At 55.9% G+C, this 20,584-nt stretch carries 21 protein-coding genes; 11 read left to right on the top strand and 10 right to left on the bottom strand.

Going from position 1 to position 20,584, the window contains the following annotated elements:
* Positions 1–644: 644 nt before the first annotated feature.
* From QMK47_RS00975 to QMK47_RS00990, 4 genes are all read left to right on the top strand, one after another.
* Positions 645–1,691: an FAD-binding oxidoreductase gene (locus QMK47_RS00975; protein ID WP_320389672.1), complete on the top strand. Its 1,047-nt coding sequence runs from the start codon at positions 645–647 to the stop codon at positions 1,689–1,691.
* A gap of 54 nt (positions 1,692–1,745) precedes the next feature.
* Complete coding sequence (locus tag QMK47_RS00980) at positions 1,746–2,099, top strand: VOC family protein (protein WP_320389673.1); 354 nt, start codon at positions 1,746–1,748, stop codon at positions 2,097–2,099.
* 163 nt (positions 2,100–2,262) lie between these two features.
* The gene (locus tag QMK47_RS00985; protein ID WP_214511140.1) at positions 2,263–3,051 is read left to right on the top strand and encodes an SDR family NAD(P)-dependent oxidoreductase; all 789 of its coding nucleotides are present in this window, start codon (positions 2,263–2,265) and stop codon (positions 3,049–3,051) included.
* A gap of 161 nt (positions 3,052–3,212) precedes the next feature.
* Positions 3,213–3,578 carry an NIPSNAP family protein gene (locus QMK47_RS00990; protein WP_014335799.1) on the top strand — a complete coding sequence of 122 codons (366 nt, stop codon included), beginning with the start codon at positions 3,213–3,215 and terminating at the stop codon, positions 3,576–3,578.
* A 108-nt stretch (positions 3,579–3,686) separates the two neighbouring features.
* Here QMK47_RS00990 and QMK47_RS00995 read toward each other — a convergent pair whose 3' ends face one another.
* From QMK47_RS00995 to QMK47_RS01005, 3 genes are all read right to left on the bottom strand, one after another.
* Positions 3,687–4,811, bottom strand: coding sequence for a sensor domain-containing diguanylate cyclase (locus QMK47_RS00995; protein WP_253470592.1), 1,125 nt, complete (start codon positions 4,809–4,811; stop codon positions 3,687–3,689).
* 241 nt (positions 4,812–5,052) lie between these two features.
* Entirely contained in the window at positions 5,053–5,427 is a 375-nt protein-coding gene (locus QMK47_RS01000; protein ID WP_033062452.1) for a lysozyme inhibitor LprI family protein, read from the bottom strand.
* A 127-nt stretch (positions 5,428–5,554) separates the two neighbouring features.
* Positions 5,555–6,112: a hypothetical protein gene (locus tag QMK47_RS01005; protein ID WP_253470593.1), complete on the bottom strand. Its 558-nt coding sequence runs from the start codon at positions 6,110–6,112 to the stop codon at positions 5,555–5,557.
* A gap of 756 nt (positions 6,113–6,868) precedes the next feature.
* On the opposite strand from QMK47_RS01005, the gene QMK47_RS01010 reads away from it, so the two are divergent.
* From QMK47_RS01010 to QMK47_RS01035, 6 genes are all read left to right on the top strand, one after another.
* Complete coding sequence (locus QMK47_RS01010; protein WP_320389674.1) at positions 6,869–7,216, top strand: DUF6124 family protein; 348 nt, start codon at positions 6,869–6,871, stop codon at positions 7,214–7,216.
* A gap of 676 nt (positions 7,217–7,892) precedes the next feature.
* Entirely contained in the window at positions 7,893–8,252 is a 360-nt protein-coding gene (locus QMK47_RS01015; protein ID WP_320389675.1) for a DUF6124 family protein, read from the top strand.
* Positions 8,253–8,358: 106 nt separating this feature from the next.
* Positions 8,359–8,514 carry a hypothetical protein gene (locus QMK47_RS01020; protein ID WP_320389676.1) on the top strand — a complete coding sequence of 52 codons (156 nt, stop codon included), beginning with the start codon at positions 8,359–8,361 and terminating at the stop codon, positions 8,512–8,514.
* 243 nt (positions 8,515–8,757) lie between these two features.
* Entirely contained in the window at positions 8,758–9,615 is an 858-nt protein-coding gene (locus QMK47_RS01025) for a hypothetical protein (protein ID WP_320389677.1), read from the top strand.
* Positions 9,612–9,977 (top strand): hypothetical protein, encoded by a 366-nt coding sequence (locus QMK47_RS01030; protein WP_320389678.1) that lies wholly within the window; start codon positions 9,612–9,614, stop codon positions 9,975–9,977. Before QMK47_RS01025 ends, QMK47_RS01030 begins: the two co-directional genes overlap by 4 nt.
* Positions 9,978–10,220: 243 nt before the next feature.
* Entirely contained in the window at positions 10,221–11,300 is a 1,080-nt protein-coding gene (locus QMK47_RS01035) for a reverse transcriptase family protein (RefSeq protein ID WP_320389679.1), read from the top strand.
* Positions 11,301–12,725: 1,425 nt separating this feature from the next.
* Here QMK47_RS01035 and QMK47_RS01040 read toward each other — a convergent pair.
* The 3 genes from QMK47_RS01040 to QMK47_RS01050 all read right to left on the bottom strand — a co-directional run bounded on the left by QMK47_RS01040 (position 12,726) and on the right by QMK47_RS01050 (position 15,260).
* Positions 12,726–13,499: a MetQ/NlpA family ABC transporter substrate-binding protein gene (locus tag QMK47_RS01040; protein ID WP_253470597.1), complete on the bottom strand. Its 774-nt coding sequence runs from the start codon at positions 13,497–13,499 to the stop codon at positions 12,726–12,728.
* Between the two features lie 79 nt (positions 13,500–13,578).
* Positions 13,579–14,253 carry a methionine ABC transporter permease gene (locus QMK47_RS01045; protein WP_003196204.1) on the bottom strand — a complete coding sequence of 225 codons (675 nt, stop codon included), beginning with the start codon at positions 14,251–14,253 and terminating at the stop codon, positions 13,579–13,581.
* Positions 14,253–15,260 (bottom strand): methionine ABC transporter ATP-binding protein, encoded by a 1,008-nt coding sequence (locus QMK47_RS01050; protein ID WP_320389680.1) that lies wholly within the window; start codon positions 15,258–15,260, stop codon positions 14,253–14,255. Before QMK47_RS01050 ends, QMK47_RS01045 begins: the two co-directional genes overlap by 1 nt.
* 187 nt (positions 15,261–15,447) lie before the next feature.
* On the opposite strand from QMK47_RS01050, the gene katE reads away from it, so the two are divergent.
* Positions 15,448–17,664 carry a catalase HPII gene (katE, locus tag QMK47_RS01055; RefSeq protein ID WP_320389681.1) on the top strand — a complete coding sequence of 739 codons (2,217 nt, stop codon included), beginning with the start codon at positions 15,448–15,450 and terminating at the stop codon, positions 17,662–17,664.
* Between the two features lie 105 nt (positions 17,665–17,769).
* On the opposite strand, the gene QMK47_RS01060 is transcribed toward katE, so the two are convergent.
* From QMK47_RS01060 to zur, 4 genes are read right to left on the bottom strand one after another with little or no spacing between them, the layout of a single operon-like run.
* Positions 17,770–18,483 carry a PA5502 family lipoprotein gene (locus QMK47_RS01060; RefSeq protein WP_253470603.1) on the bottom strand — a complete coding sequence of 238 codons (714 nt, stop codon included), beginning with the start codon at positions 18,481–18,483 and terminating at the stop codon, positions 17,770–17,772.
* A gap of 37 nt (positions 18,484–18,520) precedes the next feature.
* Positions 18,521–19,309 (bottom strand): zinc ABC transporter permease subunit ZnuB, encoded by a 789-nt coding sequence (znuB, locus tag QMK47_RS01065; RefSeq protein ID WP_003196213.1) that lies wholly within the window; start codon positions 19,307–19,309, stop codon positions 18,521–18,523.
* Positions 19,302–20,084 (bottom strand): zinc ABC transporter ATP-binding protein ZnuC, encoded by a 783-nt coding sequence (znuC, locus tag QMK47_RS01070; RefSeq protein WP_018602784.1) that lies wholly within the window; start codon positions 20,082–20,084, stop codon positions 19,302–19,304. The genes znuB and znuC overlap by 8 nt, the downstream gene beginning before the upstream one ends.
* Entirely contained in the window at positions 20,084–20,566 is a 483-nt protein-coding gene (zur, locus tag QMK47_RS01075; RefSeq protein ID WP_018602776.1) for a zinc uptake transcriptional repressor Zur, read from the bottom strand. The genes znuC and zur overlap by 1 nt, the downstream gene beginning before the upstream one ends.
* Between the last annotated feature and the right edge of the window lie 18 nt (positions 20,567–20,584).

Raw genomic sequence — 20,584 nt, forward strand, 5'->3', positions numbered from 1 at the left:
AGCCTGCTCGCGATGGCGGCGGCACATCCAACATCGATGCAAGCAGACCCACCGCTATCGCGAGCAAGCTCAGCTCCCACAGTTTTTCCGGGTCTGTTCACAGCCATCGCATCCATCCCACTGGGGGAGTTTTTCGGAAGGGGGGGCATATTAAATATAGGTGAAAAGGGCCCCCCCCCAGCGGAGAGCAAAGCCAAAGCCATATGGGTCTTGGGTTTGTTTCCCACCCATCCCCCCATAACCCAGGGGGGGGGGTTGTGCTTTACGGGGGAACGTGGAAAAATGAGGTAGATAAAGTAAACCCGAGGCAATATGAGTAATAAAGCCCTACGGGTCTGGGTCTACCATCGCCACCACCTCCCACCCCAGGGGGAGAGAGTGTGGCGAGGGGGGGGGCGGTCCAACAAAACGAAAGAAGGAGGCCCACTGTTGCGGGGAGGAGCCCCCCCCCCCCCGGGCCTTCCGCCGGCCCGCGCCCCCCCCAATCCCTGTGGGAGCCGAGCTTGCTCGCGATGGCGCCCTGACAGCCGCAGCCTAACTAACTGACCCGACCCTCCAGTGGCGAGGGAGCTTGCTCCCGCTGGGCTGCGCAGCAGCCCCAACCGGGCTAACGTATTCCCCCAGGCAAACCCAACGGAGGCCGAATGGATAGCGCTCCAGGCAAACGCGTCGTCGTCATTGGTGCGGGCATCGTAGGCGCATCCCTGGCCTACCATCTGGCGACCCAAGGCGCGAAAGTCACGGTAGTCGAGGCCGAAGGCATCGCGTCAGGCGTGACCGGCAGCTCATTCGCCTGGATCAACACCTCCCATGACGAACCCGACCCCATTGCGCCATTGCGCGGTGCTGCCATCCAGGAATACCGCCGACTCGAAACACAGCTGCCCGGCCTGAAGATCCAATGGACTGGCGCCCTCTCTTACGGCGCGAGTTCAACAGCTACGGCAAACCGAATATCCCAATCACAGATCCGTGAACTTGAGCCAAACCTCAAGAACCCTCCTCAACAGGCTTCGTATGCGGCAGATCAAGGAGCACTGGACGCGGTAGCGGCAACCCATGCGCTGATCGCCGGTGCTCAAGCGAATGGCGCGAAAGTGCTCACTCAAACGCCGGTTCTCGGCTTTAAAACCCGGGGTTCCACCGTATTGGGCGTCGAAACCGCCGCGGGCGTCATCGAAGCCGATATCGTCGTATTGGCCGCCGGTACAGGCATCACGAAGCTGACCAACCTGCTTGAAGTCTGCCTGCCCATAGACGCCTCCCCAGCAATTTTCATCCGCTACACCTCGCCACCCAACCTGGTACGCACCCTCATCTCCAGCCCTGAAATGGAAGTGAGGCAAACCCCGGAGGGTGCGTTGCTGGCGGCCGAAGATTACCTGGACGACGCCCTGGAGAACCAACCATCGGGGATCGCGCTGCGCACCGCCAACGCCATCAAAAGCGAACTCCACGGCGTTGTCTCCCTGGATCTGCAATCGGCTCGTGTCGGATACAGACCCATGCCTGCCGATGACGTCCCCATCATTGGTTATCTTCCGCAGGTTGGCGGCGTATACGTGTGCGTCATGCACCCCGGCGTAACCCTGGCCGCGATCGTGGGTCGTCTGGCCAGTGAAGAGATCGTCGGCGACAAGGCTTGCCCTGCCCTCAACCCCTGCCGCCCAAATCGTTTTTTCCAAGCTTAGTGAGGGTTGAATGGCCTAAGCTCGCTTACTCCCAAATCAGCCAAGGAAGCGTCAATGGGCATTCAAGGTAAAGACCGTCAGATCGATAACATCGAGTTCAATGTCAGCGACATCGCCCGCAGCAAAGCCTTCTATGCAAGCGTATTCGGCTGGAATTTCGTCGAGTACGGCCCGACTTATACCGAATTCAGCGACGGTCGCCTGACCGGTGGCTTCACGACCGGTGAACCGGTGCGCCCGGGCGGCCCGTTGATCATCTTGTACGCGGATGACCTTGAGGCTACCCAACTCAGGCTCAAGGCCACAGGAGCGACCATCAGCCGTGAAGTGTTCGCGTTCCCGGGGGGCCGACGTTTTCACTTTATCGATCCGGATGGCTATGAGCTGGCGGTGTGGTCGCCTTCCTGATGGTTGATTGATCACGAGGAGGCGCAAAGCCTCAATCGTGTCCATGATTAAGGGCCTGCGATATCGGCGATGTCGGGATGCAAAGCCATCTCTAAATCCGTCGGACTACCGTCCAGTCAGCAATATCGCACTTCCTCTGGTTCATTAATCAAGGAGTCCCCTCATGAACATCGACTTCACCGGCCGTCACGTGTTGGTCACTGGATCCACCAGCGGTATCGGTTTCGCGACAGCCAAAGGCTTCCTGGAAGCCGGCGCCCACGTCGTTATCAACGGTCGCAGCGGGAGCAGCGTGGAGGATGCGCTGCAGCGCTTGGGCGCCCTCGCTTCAAGGGCTGATGGCTTCGTTGGCGATCTGAGCAACGCGCCGGGCTGCCAGGCACTGATCGCCAAATACCCACGCTTCGACATCGTCATCAACAACCTGGGCATTTTCAAACTGGAAGACTTTTTCGAGACGCCGGACAGCGAATGGCAGCGCTTCTTCGAAACCAACGTGATGTCCGGCGTGCGTGTTTCCAGGGCCTACGCGCCCGGGATGGTCGAGCGCGGTTGGGGGCGGATCGTGTTTGTCTCGTCGGAATCCGGCGTAAACATTCCCGCAGACATGATCCACTACGGCTTCACCAAAACCGCGCAACTGTCCATCGCTCGCGGCCTGGCCAAGCGCCTCGCCGGCACCGGCGTGACGGTAAACTCGGTGCTGCCTGGGCCCACACTTTCCGAGGGCGTTGCCCAGATGCTCCAGGCAGACGTCGAGCGCACCGGGGACAGCCTGGAAAAGGTCGCGGCAGACTTCGTCAATCAGCACCGCAGCACCTCGATCATCCAGCGCGCGGCACGCGTCGAGGAAGTCGCCAACATGATCATCTACGCCAGCTCGGAACAGGCCTCGGCCACCACTGGCGCGGCGCTGCGGGTTGATGGTGGGGTGGTGGATAGCATCATTTAGCGGAGTGCATTGCTACAAGTGGGAGCCTGCTTCCGGGAAAACCGCGCCGGCCGATTGACGACGGCTGCGCCGCCGAGCGGGAGCAAGCTCCCTCGCCACAAATCGCATGCGTCTTCAGGCTATGGCTTACTCACGTTGGAACTCCACATGGAAGACTTGGAATGACTCGAATTATTGAAATCCTGATGTACACCTTAAAGCCAGGATCGGGATTGGACTTTCATCAAATAATGCAGAATGTAAGTGTTCCGCTTCACCTGGAAGCGGGCATAGACGTTGTTTCGTATGGCTGCTCATTACACGATAGTGACAGCTATCACCTGATTCGCTCCTATGAAAGCGAGAGCCATCGCCAAGTATCTCAAGAGGCTTTTTACGCAAGCGCTGCCTGGAAACAGGGCCCGAGAGAAGACATTATCAATCGGATTGAAATCAGTACAACGACAGTTCTGGCGCTCGCTCAAGACGCAATTGATGCCATCAGAGCTTGCGTAGATCTATCTAGAGCCGAAGTTCGATCCGCGTAGCTGAGATCGACAAAGGCAGGCCTTGTAGCAAACGCGGGATCAGGGAAAAGTACTAAAGACCGCCAAATTGGCGGTTTTTTGGTTTCGCGCTGGGCAAAGCCAACCCGACTAAGCAACAGCCACTCGATTACGCCCCAACGCCTTCGCCCGATACAGGGCTTTATCCGCATCGTTCATCAAGCTGTGAAGATCCTTGTTGCAGGCCTCTGTCGATGCCACGCCGAGGCTGGCGGTTATGCAGTGGACAGGCTCGATCATCAAACCCGCAATCGTATCGACGAGCAGTTCTGCAATCTGGGTGGCAACCTCAATGGACGTGTCCGGAAGCAAAATAGCGAACTCTTCGCCACCGAGCCGACCGTGGATATCCGTTGCCCGAAACGACGAACTGATGACCGCCCCCATCTGGCGCAAAACCTGATCGCCGACCTGATGGCCGTAGGTGTCGTTGATGTGCTTGAAGTGATCCATGTCCAACATGACCGCGCACAACCCCAACCGGTTGGCCTTACATTCGTTGTAAAGCTGCTGGGCATGCTCGAAAAACGCCCGTCGACTCTTCAGGCCGGTCAGTTCATCGGTTTGAGCGGCGCGGGTTGAAATGCTGTTCGCCTGTTCCATTTCACGGGTGAGTCGAAAGGCGATTTCCAGTGCCTGGGACATTTTGTTCGTGGCGCGGGCCGCAAATGCCGCGAACACCAGAATCGAAAGGGCCATGCCGACTTGAGTCGGGGACGGTTGAAACAGCAGCCAGATCGTGCACGGCAACAGCACCACGCCAATGGAGACCAGTGTCATATCGCGATAGGCCGAGTAGCAGGACACCGCGCTGACCGACATGCCGACCGTAAAGAGCATGACCAACGCCTGCGACAACAGATCGTCCGCTGGCATGAGAACGAACGCGCCGCCGCCCCAGATGCTGGCGGATAGCACCAGCGTGACCCAGTATTTGCGCTCCCACTGTTGAGGCGTGCGCTGACTTTCGTCGCTGCGGAAATAGGCAACGAACATCGCGATACGCAACAGCGTCGATGCGGTCAGGATGGCCATCCACCAAAAAATAGCGCCGTGCTCAAAACGATCCCAACACAGCCAACTCAGCATGATGGCGGCAAGGTAGCTACCAAAAACCGCAGAAACGGATTGGCGAAACAGCTGCTGCAATCGGTCGGTGCGCACCTGCTCGGCTATTACAAAATCCTGGCCATTGCGCAATCTTGGGCCATACATTTGAACCACCTGGTTATGACGCGACAAAAAACGATTGTGGCACCCTGCCATTACCGTAAACAACTGAATTACTGTGACGAGGGGATTTATCCCCAAACGTTATGCAGGGACACAACCCCCGTGGCGAGGGAGCTTGCTCCCGCCGGGCTGCGAAGCGTCGAGCTGCGGTAGCGGGTGAACCCGCCAAAGAAAAACCCGACGCGTTACGTCGGGTTTTTCAGCGAGGGCAAGTTGTTACGGGTTACTCGACTTGCGACAGCTTGGCGTCATCGCAACCGGCAGCACGGCACTCGCGCTCGACAGCTTTGAGTATGACGATACGCGCCTCGGTCTTCTCGTTGGCACAGTCCAGGTAGAGCAGGCCATCGTTGGAACAGGCGCTGTCACGATTTTTGATCCACTGGATTTGAGCGGCTTTCACTTTTTTCTTTTGATCCGGGTTCAGCGCACTCATCGTCTTCTTGTATTGATCATTGATGTCCTGATCCGACTGAACCATTTTCAGCGACGCGCAATAGGTTCTGTCATAGGCGTTTCTAGGGTTATCGCAACTCATCGCAGATGCCGATGCTGATGCCATTGCCAGCAATGCCCCAACCAACAAAGACTTGATCACTTACTTCTCTCCCTGAATGCCCTCTATTGATTAGAGGTCGCGGCTGGGAATTTATCATGGGGGTTGTAGAACAATGAAGCACAACTGCAACGCCCTCGACCGCCGCGCTGCCGGCGACGGCCTTTCGTTACAACTTTGACTTTCTCGACCAGAGATCGAGGTCGCTGCCGCACGCCGCAACGATGTAGTTCCCACACCAGGAGAATCCGAACGCCCGCACGTGGTCCCTGTAGATCACCGTGCAATCTGCTTGGTGACCCTTAATCAGCGCATTTTTGAAGGGTTTGCTCAGGATAAGGCTGTTTTCAGGCCAATCCGGGGAAACCAACTCCAGTCCTTCTCCGGCAATGTTGCCGGTTGGCAAGCCACCGCCCTGTATGCCACACAGCGATATGACTTCATCGGCGATCACGCCAATGCCCTGGCAATGCAACCCAAGCTCGCTCAAGCCCGCATATTCTTCATAGTCGCGGTCAATTTTTTCGCCTGTGTCGCAGTGCACCACACTCCGACCCGAGCTTGAGACGACCAGCAAGTAGGGACCTTTTTGCGAAAACCCTACCGATAGCAGCCCGCCGACGGCTATCGAAGCAACATGGGTCCAACCCTCGGGGTTCTCATCAACAGGGATCTGGTCGATGAGTCGTATCAAGCGCTTTCGATTGTCTTCGCGTAATGAATTCATGAGTGCATTCGGATAAAAAGGGGCAAGTTTATTCTGCCCTCCGCCCCCCCTTTTCGGACCGAAAGACAAGCAACCATCAAGTATCGAGCGGTGCATGCCCAAGCCGGCCAAACATTCGTTTTTGATCGTTCCCACGCTCTGCGTGGGAATGCATCCCGTGACGCTCTGCGTCACCTTCCAGAAGCGGAACGCGGAGCGTCCCTGGCGACATTCCCACGCAGGAGCGTGGGAACGATCGATATGTATTTTCAGCCTTAAAAACCACAGGGTTGCAATTTGTTCCGTGAGAGCTTGCTCCCGCTGGGCTGCAAAGCAGCCCCCATCCACCCCGAAAAATGCCTACAGACAAAACCGCATCACCCACTTCAAAACCCAGCCGCAAACCCGTCTAGCCCCAATTTACGGGCCAAAACCAAGCCCTGTTTATTCCGCTGGCGTGATCCTTCCCTCAAGCTACACATCCTTGCGCCATTACCTACAACTACGCCAGAATCCGCCCGCTTGTGCGCCTTGTCCCTGGGTTCTATTGTCTTCCTGCCACTGCCCATCAGTGGTCGGGTTTAGTAGCTCGGTTAGTCATCTACGGTTGCATGAGTGTCATCCAGTCAGGCGTTTGCCTGCACTTGATGGTGGCTGTGCGCAAGGCGCCTTCGGGCGCGCCGGGTTTGGTGACTTTACCGGTCTACTAACTTGCGCACAGCTGCCTCCTTTCGTTTAGTAGCGAGATGGTGGCGGCCCTACTATAGGAAAGTCCCAATGTTCAAACCTACTCCGAACCCACCAGAGACAGGCCACGCCAAATCCAAAGCCAAGAAACACGACGAAGCCACCAATCGCGCCTTGGATTACTACCTTCTACCAAAACCGGAAAAGTCCGAAGATACGTCCCAACCGGACCAACTCTTCACCGTCGCAAAAAACGCCGACAACGAATCCCTCCTCGCGAACCTCAGCGAAACCCTGGCAGCAGCCGACGCGATGGTCAGCAACCTGGCTTTCGACCTGGAAGGACCGCGTCGTCACATCCTTCTCGGTATCCAGCAATTGATCGAATTGAGTTCATTGCTGGCGAATCGGGTGTTGGATAACGTTGATCCGCGATAGCAGATAAACATCCTTCCCAAAAGCAAACCCGACATATTTGATCGTTCCCACGCTCTGCGTGGGAATGCATCCCGTGACGCTCTGCGTCACCTTCCAGAAGCGGAACGCGGAGCGTCCCTGGCGACATTCCCACGCAGGAGCGTGGGAACGATCGACATGTATTTCCAGCCTTAAAAATCACATGGTTGCAATTTGTTCCATGAGAGCTTGCTCCCGCTGGGCAGCAAAGCAGCCCCCCACCCTCCCCGAAAAATGCCTACAGACTAAGCCGCATCATCCACTTCAAACCCTAACCGCGAACCCGTCTGGCCCCAATTTACGGGTTAAAACAAGCCCTGTTTATTCTACTGGCGTGATCCTTCCATCAAGCTACACATCCTTGCGCCATTACCTACAACTACGCCAGAATCCGCCCGCTTGTGCGCCTTGCCCCTGGGCTCTATCGTTTTCCTGCCACTGCCCATCAGTGGTCGGGTTTAGTAGCCCGAGGTTTTCCGCAAGATGCATGAGCTCTCCACTCAGGCAGGTGTTCCAGTTCCTGTCCTTGATGGTGGCTGTGCGCAGGGCGCTTCGGCGCGCCGGCAATGCTGGAATCCCCGGTCTACTAACCTGCGTACAGCCGCCACCCTTCTTTTAGTAGGGAAGAGGTCGCGGCCTAACTCGAGGATTCCAGCTTATGTTCAAAATAACTCCAAACCCTCCGGAAACGGACCAAGCTTCCCCGCACACCAAATCCAAAGCCAAAAAGCACGACGAAGCCGCCAAACGCGCCTTGGATCACTACCTGCTACCGAAACCGGAAAAGTCCGAAGATGCGTCCCAACCGGGCCAACTCTTCACCGTCGCAAAAAACGCCGACAACGAATCCCTCCTCGTCAACCTCAGCGAAACCCTGGCGGCAGCTGATGCGATGGTCAGCAACCTGGCCTTCGACCTGGAAGGCCCTCGCCGTCACATCCTTCTAGGCGTCCAGCAACTGATTGAGCTGAGTTCATTGCTGGCGAACCGAGTGTTGGATAACGTCGATCCGCGATAGCAGGTAAACATCCGTCTAATAAAACAAGCCCGGCACATGTGTCGGGTTTGTTTTATTTCGCCTCACTGTCGCTCCTCTCAACCGTCGCATGAAGAAACAGTGATCTATGAAGATCGAGGATTATGAGAGGCAGCTTGCGGCCGATTCTGTTGAAAAAGTCGGTCCTCCAAAAAAGGTCAACGGCGACCCGGTCACGCTGTACTACGTCGTGCCAAACCACCTCGAAGCGTTTATGCACCGATTCAAATGGACTCAGCTCTAACTAATTGTTCATATTGCAAAAAAAGCCCGCCTTGAGCCTCTGAGCAATATGCAGCACCCCTCAGACCCGTTCACCTGTAGCGCACCGCGCCTTGACTCTCAGTGAGTCGGTGAAAATCTGGTTGCGTTGTACGTCAATTCTAATATAGCGTATTGCCACTGCTTTTTTTCAAGGTTTTTAAAGTAGGTAGGTTGATAGTCGGATTTAATCTTCGCTTCACAGGGCAGGTAGTGTGAAAATATTATGAATAAAGACTCGTTTGTTTTAGTGTCAAAGCTTGTGCTTAAGCAGCCTTGGTTGATACCTAAGCTGGACGATCTTTATGATATTTTGTATTTAGACTGCTCAGAAGACCTGTCGAGAAACTTGATTTATGAGTTATTAGATAGGTTTTTGTATGTTGATACAGCTATGCATCATGCGCACATGCTTGATCTGGCTCTTGAAATTGTATCAGAGCCAGGTATCAGCGATGAAAACACCCAAATTGTGGCGATGTCTGCGGACTGGAATGCAGATAGCTCGCTGGAGATTATTTATAATCTGAAGCCATTGATGGAAGGGCATGGTTGGAGAAAGTACTCTCTCGTCAATCGATATACCCATGCGCTAAAGACATATAATGCTAAAGGGCAAAATAATATTATTCTGGTTGATGATTTTGTTGGTTCTGGTCAAACAGTACTTGGTCGGATCAAGACAATCAAAGCTCAGTTTGATGGCTCTGGGATTACTGATTATACAATTAGGGTTAAAGTTCTGTCTTCTACTCAAGCTGGGTTGGATAATCTTATTGCAGCAGGAGTTCATATTACAGCTCAAAAAATAATAAAAAAAGGTATCGATGATTTTTATGACGCCCCCACCGCTGCTGAGCATAGGGCTCGGATGCTGGCTATAGAATCATTGCTGTCTCCCCGCTATATATTCGGAGGAGAGGAAAGGGAAATGCCAAGCTTGGGTTATAATGGGGCTCAAGCTGTGTACTGTCGAGAGAATACCAATACCCCAAATAGCGTATTCCCTATATTTTGGTGGCCATTCAAGGCAGATGGGGCTGAGCGGAAAGTTATTCTTGTTAGGGCCATGGGGGATGCATGAGTAGTGATCGCACTGATACTTACTGCCCAACAATTACGGACTTGAAGATACTTGGCATACTATTATCTTCGTCTGGAGCTCTTGATTCATTTACCATTTTTAAGCGAAGTAAATTTGGATTGAGATTGTTTTTTGAGCGCTACTCAAAGCTCTTAAACTTGTCATTTGTTATTGAAGAAGACGGCGTAGCAAGGCTTACTGCCGCAGGTAGAAATTTGATAAAGTATAATTTACCTCGGATGGGCAATGTGAAAAAGCAATGGCGTGAGGTCCCGGAGAGATTCATTGGGACACGCCTACGGGATGGTGAACTTTATATCCCAAATCTTGAACTATTAAGTATTAGTACCTTTCCAGGTTGATTTTTTTATGTATAATTGTGATGCCTGCAGAGGCTAGTACGTAGGAGTGTAGTCGCTCCCCGGGTCAGGTTCCCGATAACCAAGAATCATGCACTCAGCGGTGAAGCATGCTGAGCGCATGATGCTTACAAAACGCTTCGCGTTTTGACGCAGTAATCTCCAGCGAGAATTCCGCTTCGCGCAATTATCACTGGAGATTATCTGACCATGCTAAAGTATAGAAGGTAGCCTCTGTAGGTTTTTATGAATGAAGCCGTTATTAAAACTTGGCGTAAGCATTTTGAACGGCGCGGGATCTCGCATGCGTTAATAGAATCTTATCTGCCATACATACGGAAGCTTTGCGAAACGTCCTCTCCGGTTGTTTTTGAGTTTGAGCATTTATCGCTCCTAATTGGTGTTGAGCAACATGAGTTGCGCAAGATGGTTAACGCACCTCATGCATTTTATCGCTCGTTTCAAATAAAGAAGCGCTCCGGTGGTTTACGTAGAATTTACGCCCCCTATCCATCAATGTTGATGTGCCAAGATTGGATATATAAAAACATTCTTATCAATAAACCGGTGCACTCAGCTGCGCACGGATTTGTGCCTGGTCGATCTATTTTTAGCAATGCTTCGGCGCACTTGAATTCGAAGTGTTTAATGAAAATGGACTTAAAGGATTTTTTCCCGTCTATTCCTATTAACTGGGTCGTGAACTATTTTATAAGCTTGGGATATGCTGACAATATTTCTTTTTACTTGTCTGCTCTATGTTGTAGTGAAGGTCGCTTGGTTCAAGGCTCATCAACTAGCCCCTACCTTACAAATATTTTATTGAAACATCTGGATGAGCGAATTTCGTTACTTGCAAAATCCTATGGTTTGAATTTTACTCGATACGCTGATGATTTGACTTTTTCTGGCGAGTATATTCCGCACAAGTTGATCGGTATTGTGACGGAAATAATTGTTCAGTATGGGTTAGCTGTAAATGATAAGAAAACCAGGCTTCAGATTGGTTCGAATCAAAGAATTGTGACTGGTCTCTCTGTGACAGGCAGCACGTTAGCAGTGCCAAGAGCCTTTAAAAGGGATCTAAAGCTGGAGCTTCACTTCATTAAAAAGTACGGGTATAGCTCTCATATCTCTAAAATGAAAATTCGAAATCCTTATTATATTGAATCATTGATAGGTAAGTTGAATTTTTGGTTGCAGGTGGAACCGCTAAATCTGGATGCCTTGTCGGGGATTAAATTGTTGAAAGGGATTCAGCAAGGTGAAGTTTCGCTGCTTCAGCGTTCCGTGGGAGATAGTGATCAGTTAAATTTTCACGCTTGACTCTGATGCTATTCAGAAGTAAGGCGAAAATATTAGTTCTCTTCGCTTCCTACCTAGAATAATATCGTCGCAAGTCAAGCCGTATGCATTGATGAGATAGATATTTCGCTCATCCCTCCCGAGTATCTCGATTTTACATAGAAGTGGAGAGCAAGGTTGTAGTCAAAGGACTCAAGGACAGACCACTTTAGAAATTTGTCTATTCTATATTGATCCCTTGATGGAGACTAATCGACAACCCTCCAGGCCACCAGTTGGTTAATAGTCCGGCTGATTGTCTTCTACTTATCCGAGCCAATCATACGTTCCCTTAAGCCAAAGAAAAATGCTATAGAGCACATCTCGTAAGTGCCGAATTTTGATGTATGTGACGCCAGGAAGATGATTTTTCCCATATCTGGTCGTCGCGTAGCGGAATGCCATGGAATCTGGATCAATATTGTCTAATTGGCGAATAAAGTCATGAGCCGCGATGAGTTCAGTCTCTGGTTGGTTTGGGTGAAGCTCTTTTAGCAGCTTGCGTAACTCCGACCATATTGGTATTAATGAATGCTTGTCATAGTTCTTGGGCTCTAAGCCTGCTAAGTTACGGGGCTGTTGATAGCATGAGTTTCAACTGTAGCTCAAGGACATGGCGGTATAGAAACAACAAGGGATAGATACCGCTAGCTAGCGGGATATCGCGGTTTGCCATCGCCTCCACCAAACCGTCTGCAGCGTCTTGTACACGAAAGCGTAGAGATCTACTCGGAATGCGACCAATTTAGTATGGCGTTGTTCTGCCAGTCTTCCCCTTTGATAAACAGTTGCTGTCCGGAAAGGTCTGATGGCCATCGGGCGTTCTCCAACCGCGGATCAAGAAGACTCTGGCTTTCATCGGTCATGACGTTTTCTCGCTATGATGAAGTTACTGAGTAAAACTTCCCTTAGTTTAGAAGACCTTTCGAGTGCCTGCTTCTGGCCGGTAGGAATCAGTCACGATCAGCTGATTTCGAGCCAAGGAGGACAGCTACCTGGCGTATTTTCCTGGACTCTGAGCGATCTATCGCTGCTCGTAAGTTGAGCACGAACTTGGCCAGTTCACCAAAGACTCGCTCGAACTCATCATCGGCAAGATTGAGGCTACGAGAAATCAATTGGATTACCTCAGTATCGAACTTTTATCCTGATCAAATACGATAGGAACGAGGCGGTCTTGCGATGGTGCTCCTCGGATCCTGATCCTGTTGCTTTTCAAAAAGTGACCACTTTTTACCGATTGCACAGGCTGCGTTAAAACAATGGAAATAGGAGAAAGCACGACCGATTTACCCTTCGCCACTGAACAGAAGCAAGTTCCTTCTCTACGGATTAATCAACATTCCAAGCATAAAAAAACGGGCCTGCATTCCCACGCAGCCCCGTTTTTTTCACCACCCGATCAGATCAAAACGCCGGCAAAACCGCGCCTTTGTACTTCTCAAGAATAAAAGCCTTCACTTCCGGGCTATGCAACGCCGCCACCAGCTTCTTCATCGCCTCACTGTCCTTATCATCCTCACGAGCCACCAGGATGTTCACATAAGGCGAGTCGTTACCTTCGATGACCAGCGCATCCTTGGAAGGATCAAGCTTGGCTTCCAACGCATAGTTGGTATTGATCAACGCCAGATCCACCTGGGTCAGCACCCGCGGAATGGTCGCTGCTTCCAGTTCACGGAATTTCAGATCCTTCGGGTTCTCAACAATGTCCTTGGTCGTCGACAGGATGTTGTTCGAATCCTTCAGCTTGATCACCCCAGCCTTCGCCAGCAGCAACAGCGCACGGCCGCCGTTGGTGGCGTCGTTCGGGATCACCACGTTGGCGCCGCCCGGCAGTTCTGTCAGTGCCTTGTACTTGCTGGAGTACGCGCCCAGTGGTTCCAGGTGCACACCGGCCACGCTCACCAGGTGCGTGCCCTTGGCCTTGTTGAACTCATCCAGGTACGGCTGGTGCTGGAAGAAGTTGGCGTCCAGGCGCTTTTCCGCAACTTGTACGTTCGGCTGGATGTAGTCGGTGAAGACTTTGACCTTGAGGTCCACGCCTTCTTTGGCCAATGCCGGTTTGACGAATTCGAGGATTTCCGCGTGCGGGACCGGGGTGGCCGCGACGGTCAGGGTGTCGGCGGCGTGGGCGGAAAACGCTGCGGCGGCAGCGAAGGCAACCAGTAGTTTCTTCATTCAGCTAACTCCTTGTGGGGCGCCTGCTCTTGGCGCCTGCCAGCGAATGGCCGGCTCATGGTTTATTGGCCGCGAGGCCTTATTTTCTAGAAAAATGCACAACCAGTTTGTCGCCTACGGTCTGCAGGACCTGCACCAGCACCAGCAGCAACACCACCGTGACCACCATCACATCGGTCTGGAAACGCTGGTAACCGAACCGGATTGCCAAGTCGCCCAAACCACCGGCGCCGACTACACCGGCCATGGCCGTGTAGGACACCAGCGTAATTGCTGTCACCGTAATCGCTGCAAAAATGCCTGGGCGGGCTTCCGGCAGCAAGGCGTTGACGATGATCTGCCGCGTCGTTGCGCCCATGGCTTGGGTCGCTTCGATGATGCCGCGGTCGACTTCGCGCAGGGCGGTTTCCACCAGGCGGGCGAAGAACGGTGTGGCGCCGACCACCAGCGGTGGGATCGCGCCGGCCACGCCCAGGGAGGTGCCGGTGATCAATACCGTGAACGGGATCATCACGATCAACAGGATGATGAACGGCAGCGAACGCAGGATGTTCACGATCAGCGACAGCAGCGCATAAACACCCCGGGCTTCGAGCAACTGGCGCGGGCTGCACAGGAACAGCAGCACGCCCAGGGGCAGGCCGAGCAGCACGGTGAACAACAGCGAACCGAACAGCATCAGGAAGGTGTCGCCGGTGGCCAGCCAGATTTCCAGCCAGTCGATGTTGGAGAAGAACGAACTCAACAGTTCCATTAGCGCAGCACCTCCATGTGGACATCGGCCGCGGTGAAGCGGGCAAACGCCGCCTCCATGTCACCGCCGGTGATGGCGAGGGTCAGTTGCCCGTAGGGGGTGTCTTTGATGCGGTCGATACGACCGGCCAGGATGCTGTAGTCCACGCCGGTTTCCCGGGCGATGGTGCCGAGCAATGGCGCGTAGGTCGCGTCGCCCTGGAACGTCAGACGCACGATGCGCCCTGGGACGTGAGCGAAATCGTCGCGCTGTTCGCTTTCGTCGATCTGCTCGTCTTCCTGGACGAAACGCTTGGTGGTCGGGTGCTTGGGGTGCAGGAACACCTGGGCCACCGGGCCTTGCTCGACGATCACGCCGGCGTCCATCACCGCCACTTGATCGCAAACGCGGCGGATCACGTCCATTTCATGGGTAATCAGCACGATGGTCAGCTTCAGTTCGCGGTTGATCTCCGCCAATAGTTGCAGCACCGAGGCGGTGGTCTGTGGGTCGAGGGCGCTGGTGGCCTCGTCGCACAGCAGGATCTTGGGTTTGGTCGCCAGGGCGCGGGCGATGCCGACGCGCTGCTTCTGGCCGCCGGACAATTGCGCCGGGTATTTCTTGGCGTGGTCGGACAGGCCCACCCGCGCCAGCAACTCGGCGACGCGCTGGTCGATTTCGCTGCGGGACAATTCGCCGGCCAGCGTCAGCGGCAGCGCCACGTTGTCGGCGACGGTCTTGGACGCCAGCAGGTTGAAGTGCTGGAAAATCATCCCGACTTGCTGGCGGAAGCGGCGCAGGCCGCTGGCGTCCAGGGCGGTGACTTCCTCGCCGTCGACGATGATCTTGCCGCCCGTGGAATCTTCCAGGCGATTGATCAGGCGCAGCAGGGTACTTTTTCCCGCACCGGAATGGCCAATCAGGCCGAAGACCTGACCGTTCTCAATCGTCAGACTGGTCGGGTGCAGGGCGGGGATATCCTTACCGGCGACCCGGTAGGTTTTATGGACGTCTTGAAACTCGATCACGTAGCGAACCTTGTGGGGCGCGTTGGAAAAGGGTCAGCGGTTAGCCGGGCGCGCATTTTAGCCTGTCCGTATAGAGGTTCTTAGCATTTATTTGCGATCAGACCTTTCATTTGGCAATAACGCGATCAAAGGCCATAAAAAAGGAACACGGCCAAACGGCATCGGTCACTCATTAAGCCACTCGAAAATGCCCAGGTGCCGAACCTGCGGTATCGAACTCAAGAGTCCCGGCCATGGCGGGGATTGCAAAGAGGAGTCATGCCTGATGAGTACCAAGAAGCCCACGGTCAACAAGAGCCAACTGGCCGGGACCGACACGCTGGATCGCGGCAACACCAACGCCAAGCTCGAGAGCCTGGAACAGTTTCGCTCCGACGCCACCGAACAGGCGTTGCGCACCAACCAGGGCGTGAAGATCGCCGATAACCAGAACACCCTGCGCGCCGGCCCCCGCGGCCCTTCGTTGCTGGAAGACTTCATCATGCGTGAAAAAATCACGCACTTTGACCATGAACGCATTCCGGAACGCATCGTCCACGCCCGCGGGACCGGCGCCCATGGCTATTTTCAGAGCTATGACGCGCATTCGGCATTGACCAAGGCCGGTTTCCTACAAGATCCGAGCAAGAAAACTCCGGTGTTCGTGCGTTTTTCCACTGTGCAAGGCCCACGCGGCTCCGGCGACACCGTGCGGGACGTGCGTGGCTTTGCGGTGAAGTTCTTCACCGACGAAGGCAACTTCGACCTGGTGGGCAACAACATGCCGGTGTTTTTCATTCAGGACGCGGTGAAGTTTCCGGACTTTGTCCACGCGGTAAAACCCGAGCCCCATAACGAAATGCCTACAGGCGGCTCGGCCCACGACACGTTCTGGGATTTTGTCTCGCTGGTGCCGGAATCGGCTCACATGGTGATCTGGGCGATGTCTGACCGGGCCATTCCAAAAAGCCTACGTGCGATGCAGGGTTTTGGTGTGCACACCTTCCGCATGATCAACGCCGAAGGCAAAAGCAGCTTCGTCAAATTCCACTGGCGCCCTACCGTCGGCACCTGCTCGTTGGTATGGGACGAAGCGCAGAAACTGGCGGGTAAAGATACGGACTACCACCGTCGCGATCTCTGGGAGTCGATCGAGATGGGCGACTACCCGGAATGGGAGTTCGGCGTGCAGGTTGTCGCCGAGGAAGACGAGCACAAATTCGACTTCGACCTGCTCGACCCGACCAAGATCATCCCTGAAGAGCTGGTGCCCATCACGCCCCTGGGCAAGATGGTGCTGAACCGCAACCCGGACAATTTCTTCGCCGAGGTCGAGCAAGTTGCGTTCTGCCCCGGGCACATCGTGCCGGGCATCGACTTTTCCAATGACCCGTTGCTGCAAGGGCGGCTGTTTTCCTACACCGATACGCAGATCAGCCGACTCGGTGGGCCGAATTTTCATGAGCTGCCGATCAACCGGGCGATCACGCCGGTACACAACGGCCAGCGTGACGCCATGCACCGCACCACCATCGACAAGGGGCGTGCTTCCTACGAACCGAATTCAATCGATGGCGGCTGGCCGAAGGAAACCCCGTCCGGCCCGGAAGATGGCGGCTTCGAAAGTTATCCAGAGCGCATCGACGCCTACAAGATCCGCCAACGCAGCGATTCGTTCGGTGATCATTTCTCCCAGGCGCGGTTGTTCTACAAGAGCATGAGCCCTCATGAGCAGGAGCACATCGTTGCTGCCTACAGCTTCGAGCTGGGCAAGGTGGAGCGTGAGTTCATCCGGGCGCGGCAGGTCAATGAGATCCTCGCCAATATCGACCTGGAACTGGCCGGGCGAGTGGCGAAAAACCTCGGGTTGCCGGCGCCTACCGCGGGCACCGTCGATGTGCCAACGCCATCGCTGCAGCAGTCACCGGCCTTGAGCCAGGCGAACCTGCTGTCCGGCGACATCAAGACGCGAAAAGTGGCGGTGTTGGTGGCTAACGGTGTCGATGGGGCGATCATCGATGCGCTCAAGAAGGCCCTGAAGGCCGAGGGCGCCCACGCCAAAGTGCTGGGGCCGACCTCCGCACCGGTGACCACGGCCGATGGGAAAACGCTGGCGGTGGATGCGTCCATGGAAGGGTTGCCGTCGATTGCCTTTGACGCGGTGTTCGTGCCCGGTGGCGCGGAGTCGATCAAGGCCTTGAGTCGCGACGGCGTGGCGTTGCATTACGTGCTGGAGGCCTACAAGCATCTGAAAGCCATTGGGCTTCATGGCGAGGCCCGGCAGTTGTTGGTGGAGTTGAAGCTGGAGGTGGATGCGGGGTTGATCGAAGACGCGGATGCGAGCGGTTTTTCGCGGTTTTTTGCGGCGATTGCCCAGCATCGGGTTTGGGCGCGGGAGCCGAGGGCCAAGGCGGTTCCGGCCTAAAGAGATTTGTTGTCTGGTAGGGCGCTATCGCGAGCAAGCTCGCTCCCACATGGGGTTTAGTGATCGACACCTAACCCTGTGGGAGCGAGCTTGCTCGCGATGCTTTTAAGGCTTACGCGGAGTCAGCACCATCTGCGCCGGCACACTGCGCAAGATCTGCTTCTGCAGTTTCAAATCAAACCCCGGGTCCAGTTTCTTGACCCGCTTGGTCAGCAACGTCTCCAACCAAGGATAATCATCAGTACGCGGCGCCTGGATGCTGACGTCACACTGATAATTCACCACGTCGGCGGCGATGGCATCCAGTTGTCGACGCATTTGCTGTATATCGGCGAGGTTGAGTGCAACCGTGGTGCTGGGGGCGCTCGGGTCGATCACTTTGGCGACCGGTTTGGCTTCGGCGGCCTTGAGGTCGGCCTCGGCTTTATCCAGGTCGGCCTTGCGGGCTTCGGCAATGGCGCTGTTGACCTCGCCGGTGAGCGCTGGGGCCTTGGGCATCAAGGCTCGGGCACGGCTCAGGGCGGTGGCGGCGGCGTTGACGTCGCCTTTTTGCAGATCGATCTGACTGCGGCGCAAATACGCCTCGGCCAGTTGCCGCTGATAGGGTTCCAGCGACCGGTCTTCGGGCGACTGGGCTTGCAAGGCGGCCAACTGGTCTTCGGCGGTGGCCAGCTCATTGCTGGCAAGGCTTTGCTCGAGCTGCGCGATGGCCGGGCCCCGCGTATCGGGGGCCTGGGTGACCGGCGGTGTACTCTGGCAGGCGCCCAGCAGCAGGGAAAATGCGACAAGGAGCAGATAACGGGAGGCGAACGGCTTCATTCCTGCGACTCTCTATTTGCGCAAAAAGCGAGCAAGTCTACACCCCTCGACGAGGCAGGACAAAACTCAGCAGAAACAGCGCGGCGGCGCTGACCACGATCGACGGGCCGGCCGGGGTGTCCTTGAACCAGGAAAGTGCCAGGCCGCCACACACCGCGAGCATGCCCAGCAGGCTCGCGCCCAGGGCCATCTGCTCGGGTGAGCGGGCGTGACGCTGTGCCGCAGCCGCCGGGATGATCAGCAATGACGTGATCAGCAACACCCCGACGATTTTCATCGCCACCGCGATGACCACCGCAATCAGCAGCATCAGCGCCAGGCGCAAGCCCAGCACGGGCAGGCCTTCGACCCGGGCCAGCTCCTCGTGCACGGTGACGGCCAGCAAGGGACGCCAGAGCGCCACCAGCAACAGCAGCACCGCGGCGCTACCGCCGAGGATCCACGACAGGTCTGTAGGACTGATCGCCAACAGGTCGCCGAACAGATAGGCCATCAGGTCAATCCGCACGTCATGCATGAAGCTTAGTACCACCAGCCCGAGGGACAGGGTGCTCGGCGCCAAAATACCCAGCAGCGTGTCGGACGCCAGCGGTTGGCGGTGTTGCAAGGTCACCAGTACCACCGCCAGCAACAGGCAGCCAACGGTCACCGCCACCGCCGGGCTGACGTCTAACAGAAACCCCAAGGCCACGCCGAGCAACGCTGCGTGGGACAAGGTGTCGCCGAAATAGGCCATGCGCCGCCAGACCACGAACGAACCCAAGGGACCGGCTACCAGGGCAAGTGCCAAGCCTGCGAGCAGGGCGTACAACAGAAAATCAGCCATGCTTGCAGCCATCTCCATGAACATGATTGGAAGCAGAAGGGGCGCTGACCACCGAACCATGCAGGTCATGGGCGTGGTCATGGTGGTGGTGATAAATCGCCAGGCTTTGTGCGTTTTTTCCGAACAGCTCGACGAAAGCCGGATCGCCGCTGACTTGCTCGGGATGCCCGGAACAGCAGACGTGGCGATTGAGGCAGACCACCTGGTCGGTGGTGCTCATCACCAGGTGCAAGTCGTGGGAGACCATCAGCACGCCGCAGCCGTGGCGGTCGCGCAGGCGCGTGATCAGGCTGTACAGCTCGGCCTGCCCCGCCACATCGACCCCTTGCACCGGCTCGTCGAGCACCAGCAGCTCAGGCTCACGCAGCAGGGCGCGAGCCAGCAATACGCGTTGCATCTCGCCCCCGGACACGCTTTGCACCGGGCTGTCGATCACCTGTTCGGCGCCGACTTCCTTGAGCGCGGCCAAGGCGCGTGCGCGGTCCACGCCTGGCACCAGGCGCAGGAAGCGCAGCACCGACAGCGGCAGCGTCGGGTCTACGTGGAGTTTTTGCGGCATGTAGCCGACGCGCAACCTGGGCTTGCGCCAGACGCTGCCGCTGTCGGGCTTGAGCAAACCCAGCACGGCGCGCACCAGGGTGGTCTTGCCGGCGCCGTTGGGGCCGATCAAGGTCACGATCTGCCCCGGTTCGACGCTCAGGTGGATGTTGTCCAGCACGCTCTGCCCGGCGAACGTCACGGCCACCTGTTCGAGGCGGATCAACGCATTGCTCATCAGGCCCCCTGGCAGCCGGAGCAGAGACCGACCACCTCGACGGTCTGGGTGTCGACCACGAAGCCGACGTCCTTGGCGCTGGCGATGATGGCATCGCTGATGGACTTCTGTTCCAGCTCGATGGCGGCGTGGCATTCGCGGCAGATCAGGAACTGGCCTTGGTGGGCGTGCTCCGGATGGTTGCAGCCGACGAAGGCGTTCAGCGACGAAATGCGATGCACCAGGCCGTTTTCCAAGAGGAAATCCAGCGCCCGGTAGACCGTCGGCGGTGCGGCGCGGCGGCCGTCCTGCTCGCTGAGCACGGCGAGGATGTCGTAGGCGCCCAGTGGCTTGTGGCTTTGCCAGACCAATTCCAGCACGCGCCGACGCAGGGCGGTCAGGCGCAACCCTTGGCGCGCGCAGATGGCGTCGGCCTCGGACAGTGCGCTGTGCACGCAGTGGGAGTGATCGTGGGGGCGACTGGCAAGGGGTGTAATAGGCATGGGCAGCGACGAGTTTAG

Origin of the sequence: Pseudomonas sp. P9_35 (genome assembly GCF_034008205.1) — a bacterium.
GTDB lineage: Bacteria > Pseudomonadota > Gammaproteobacteria > Pseudomonadales > Pseudomonadaceae > Aquipseudomonas > Aquipseudomonas kilonensis.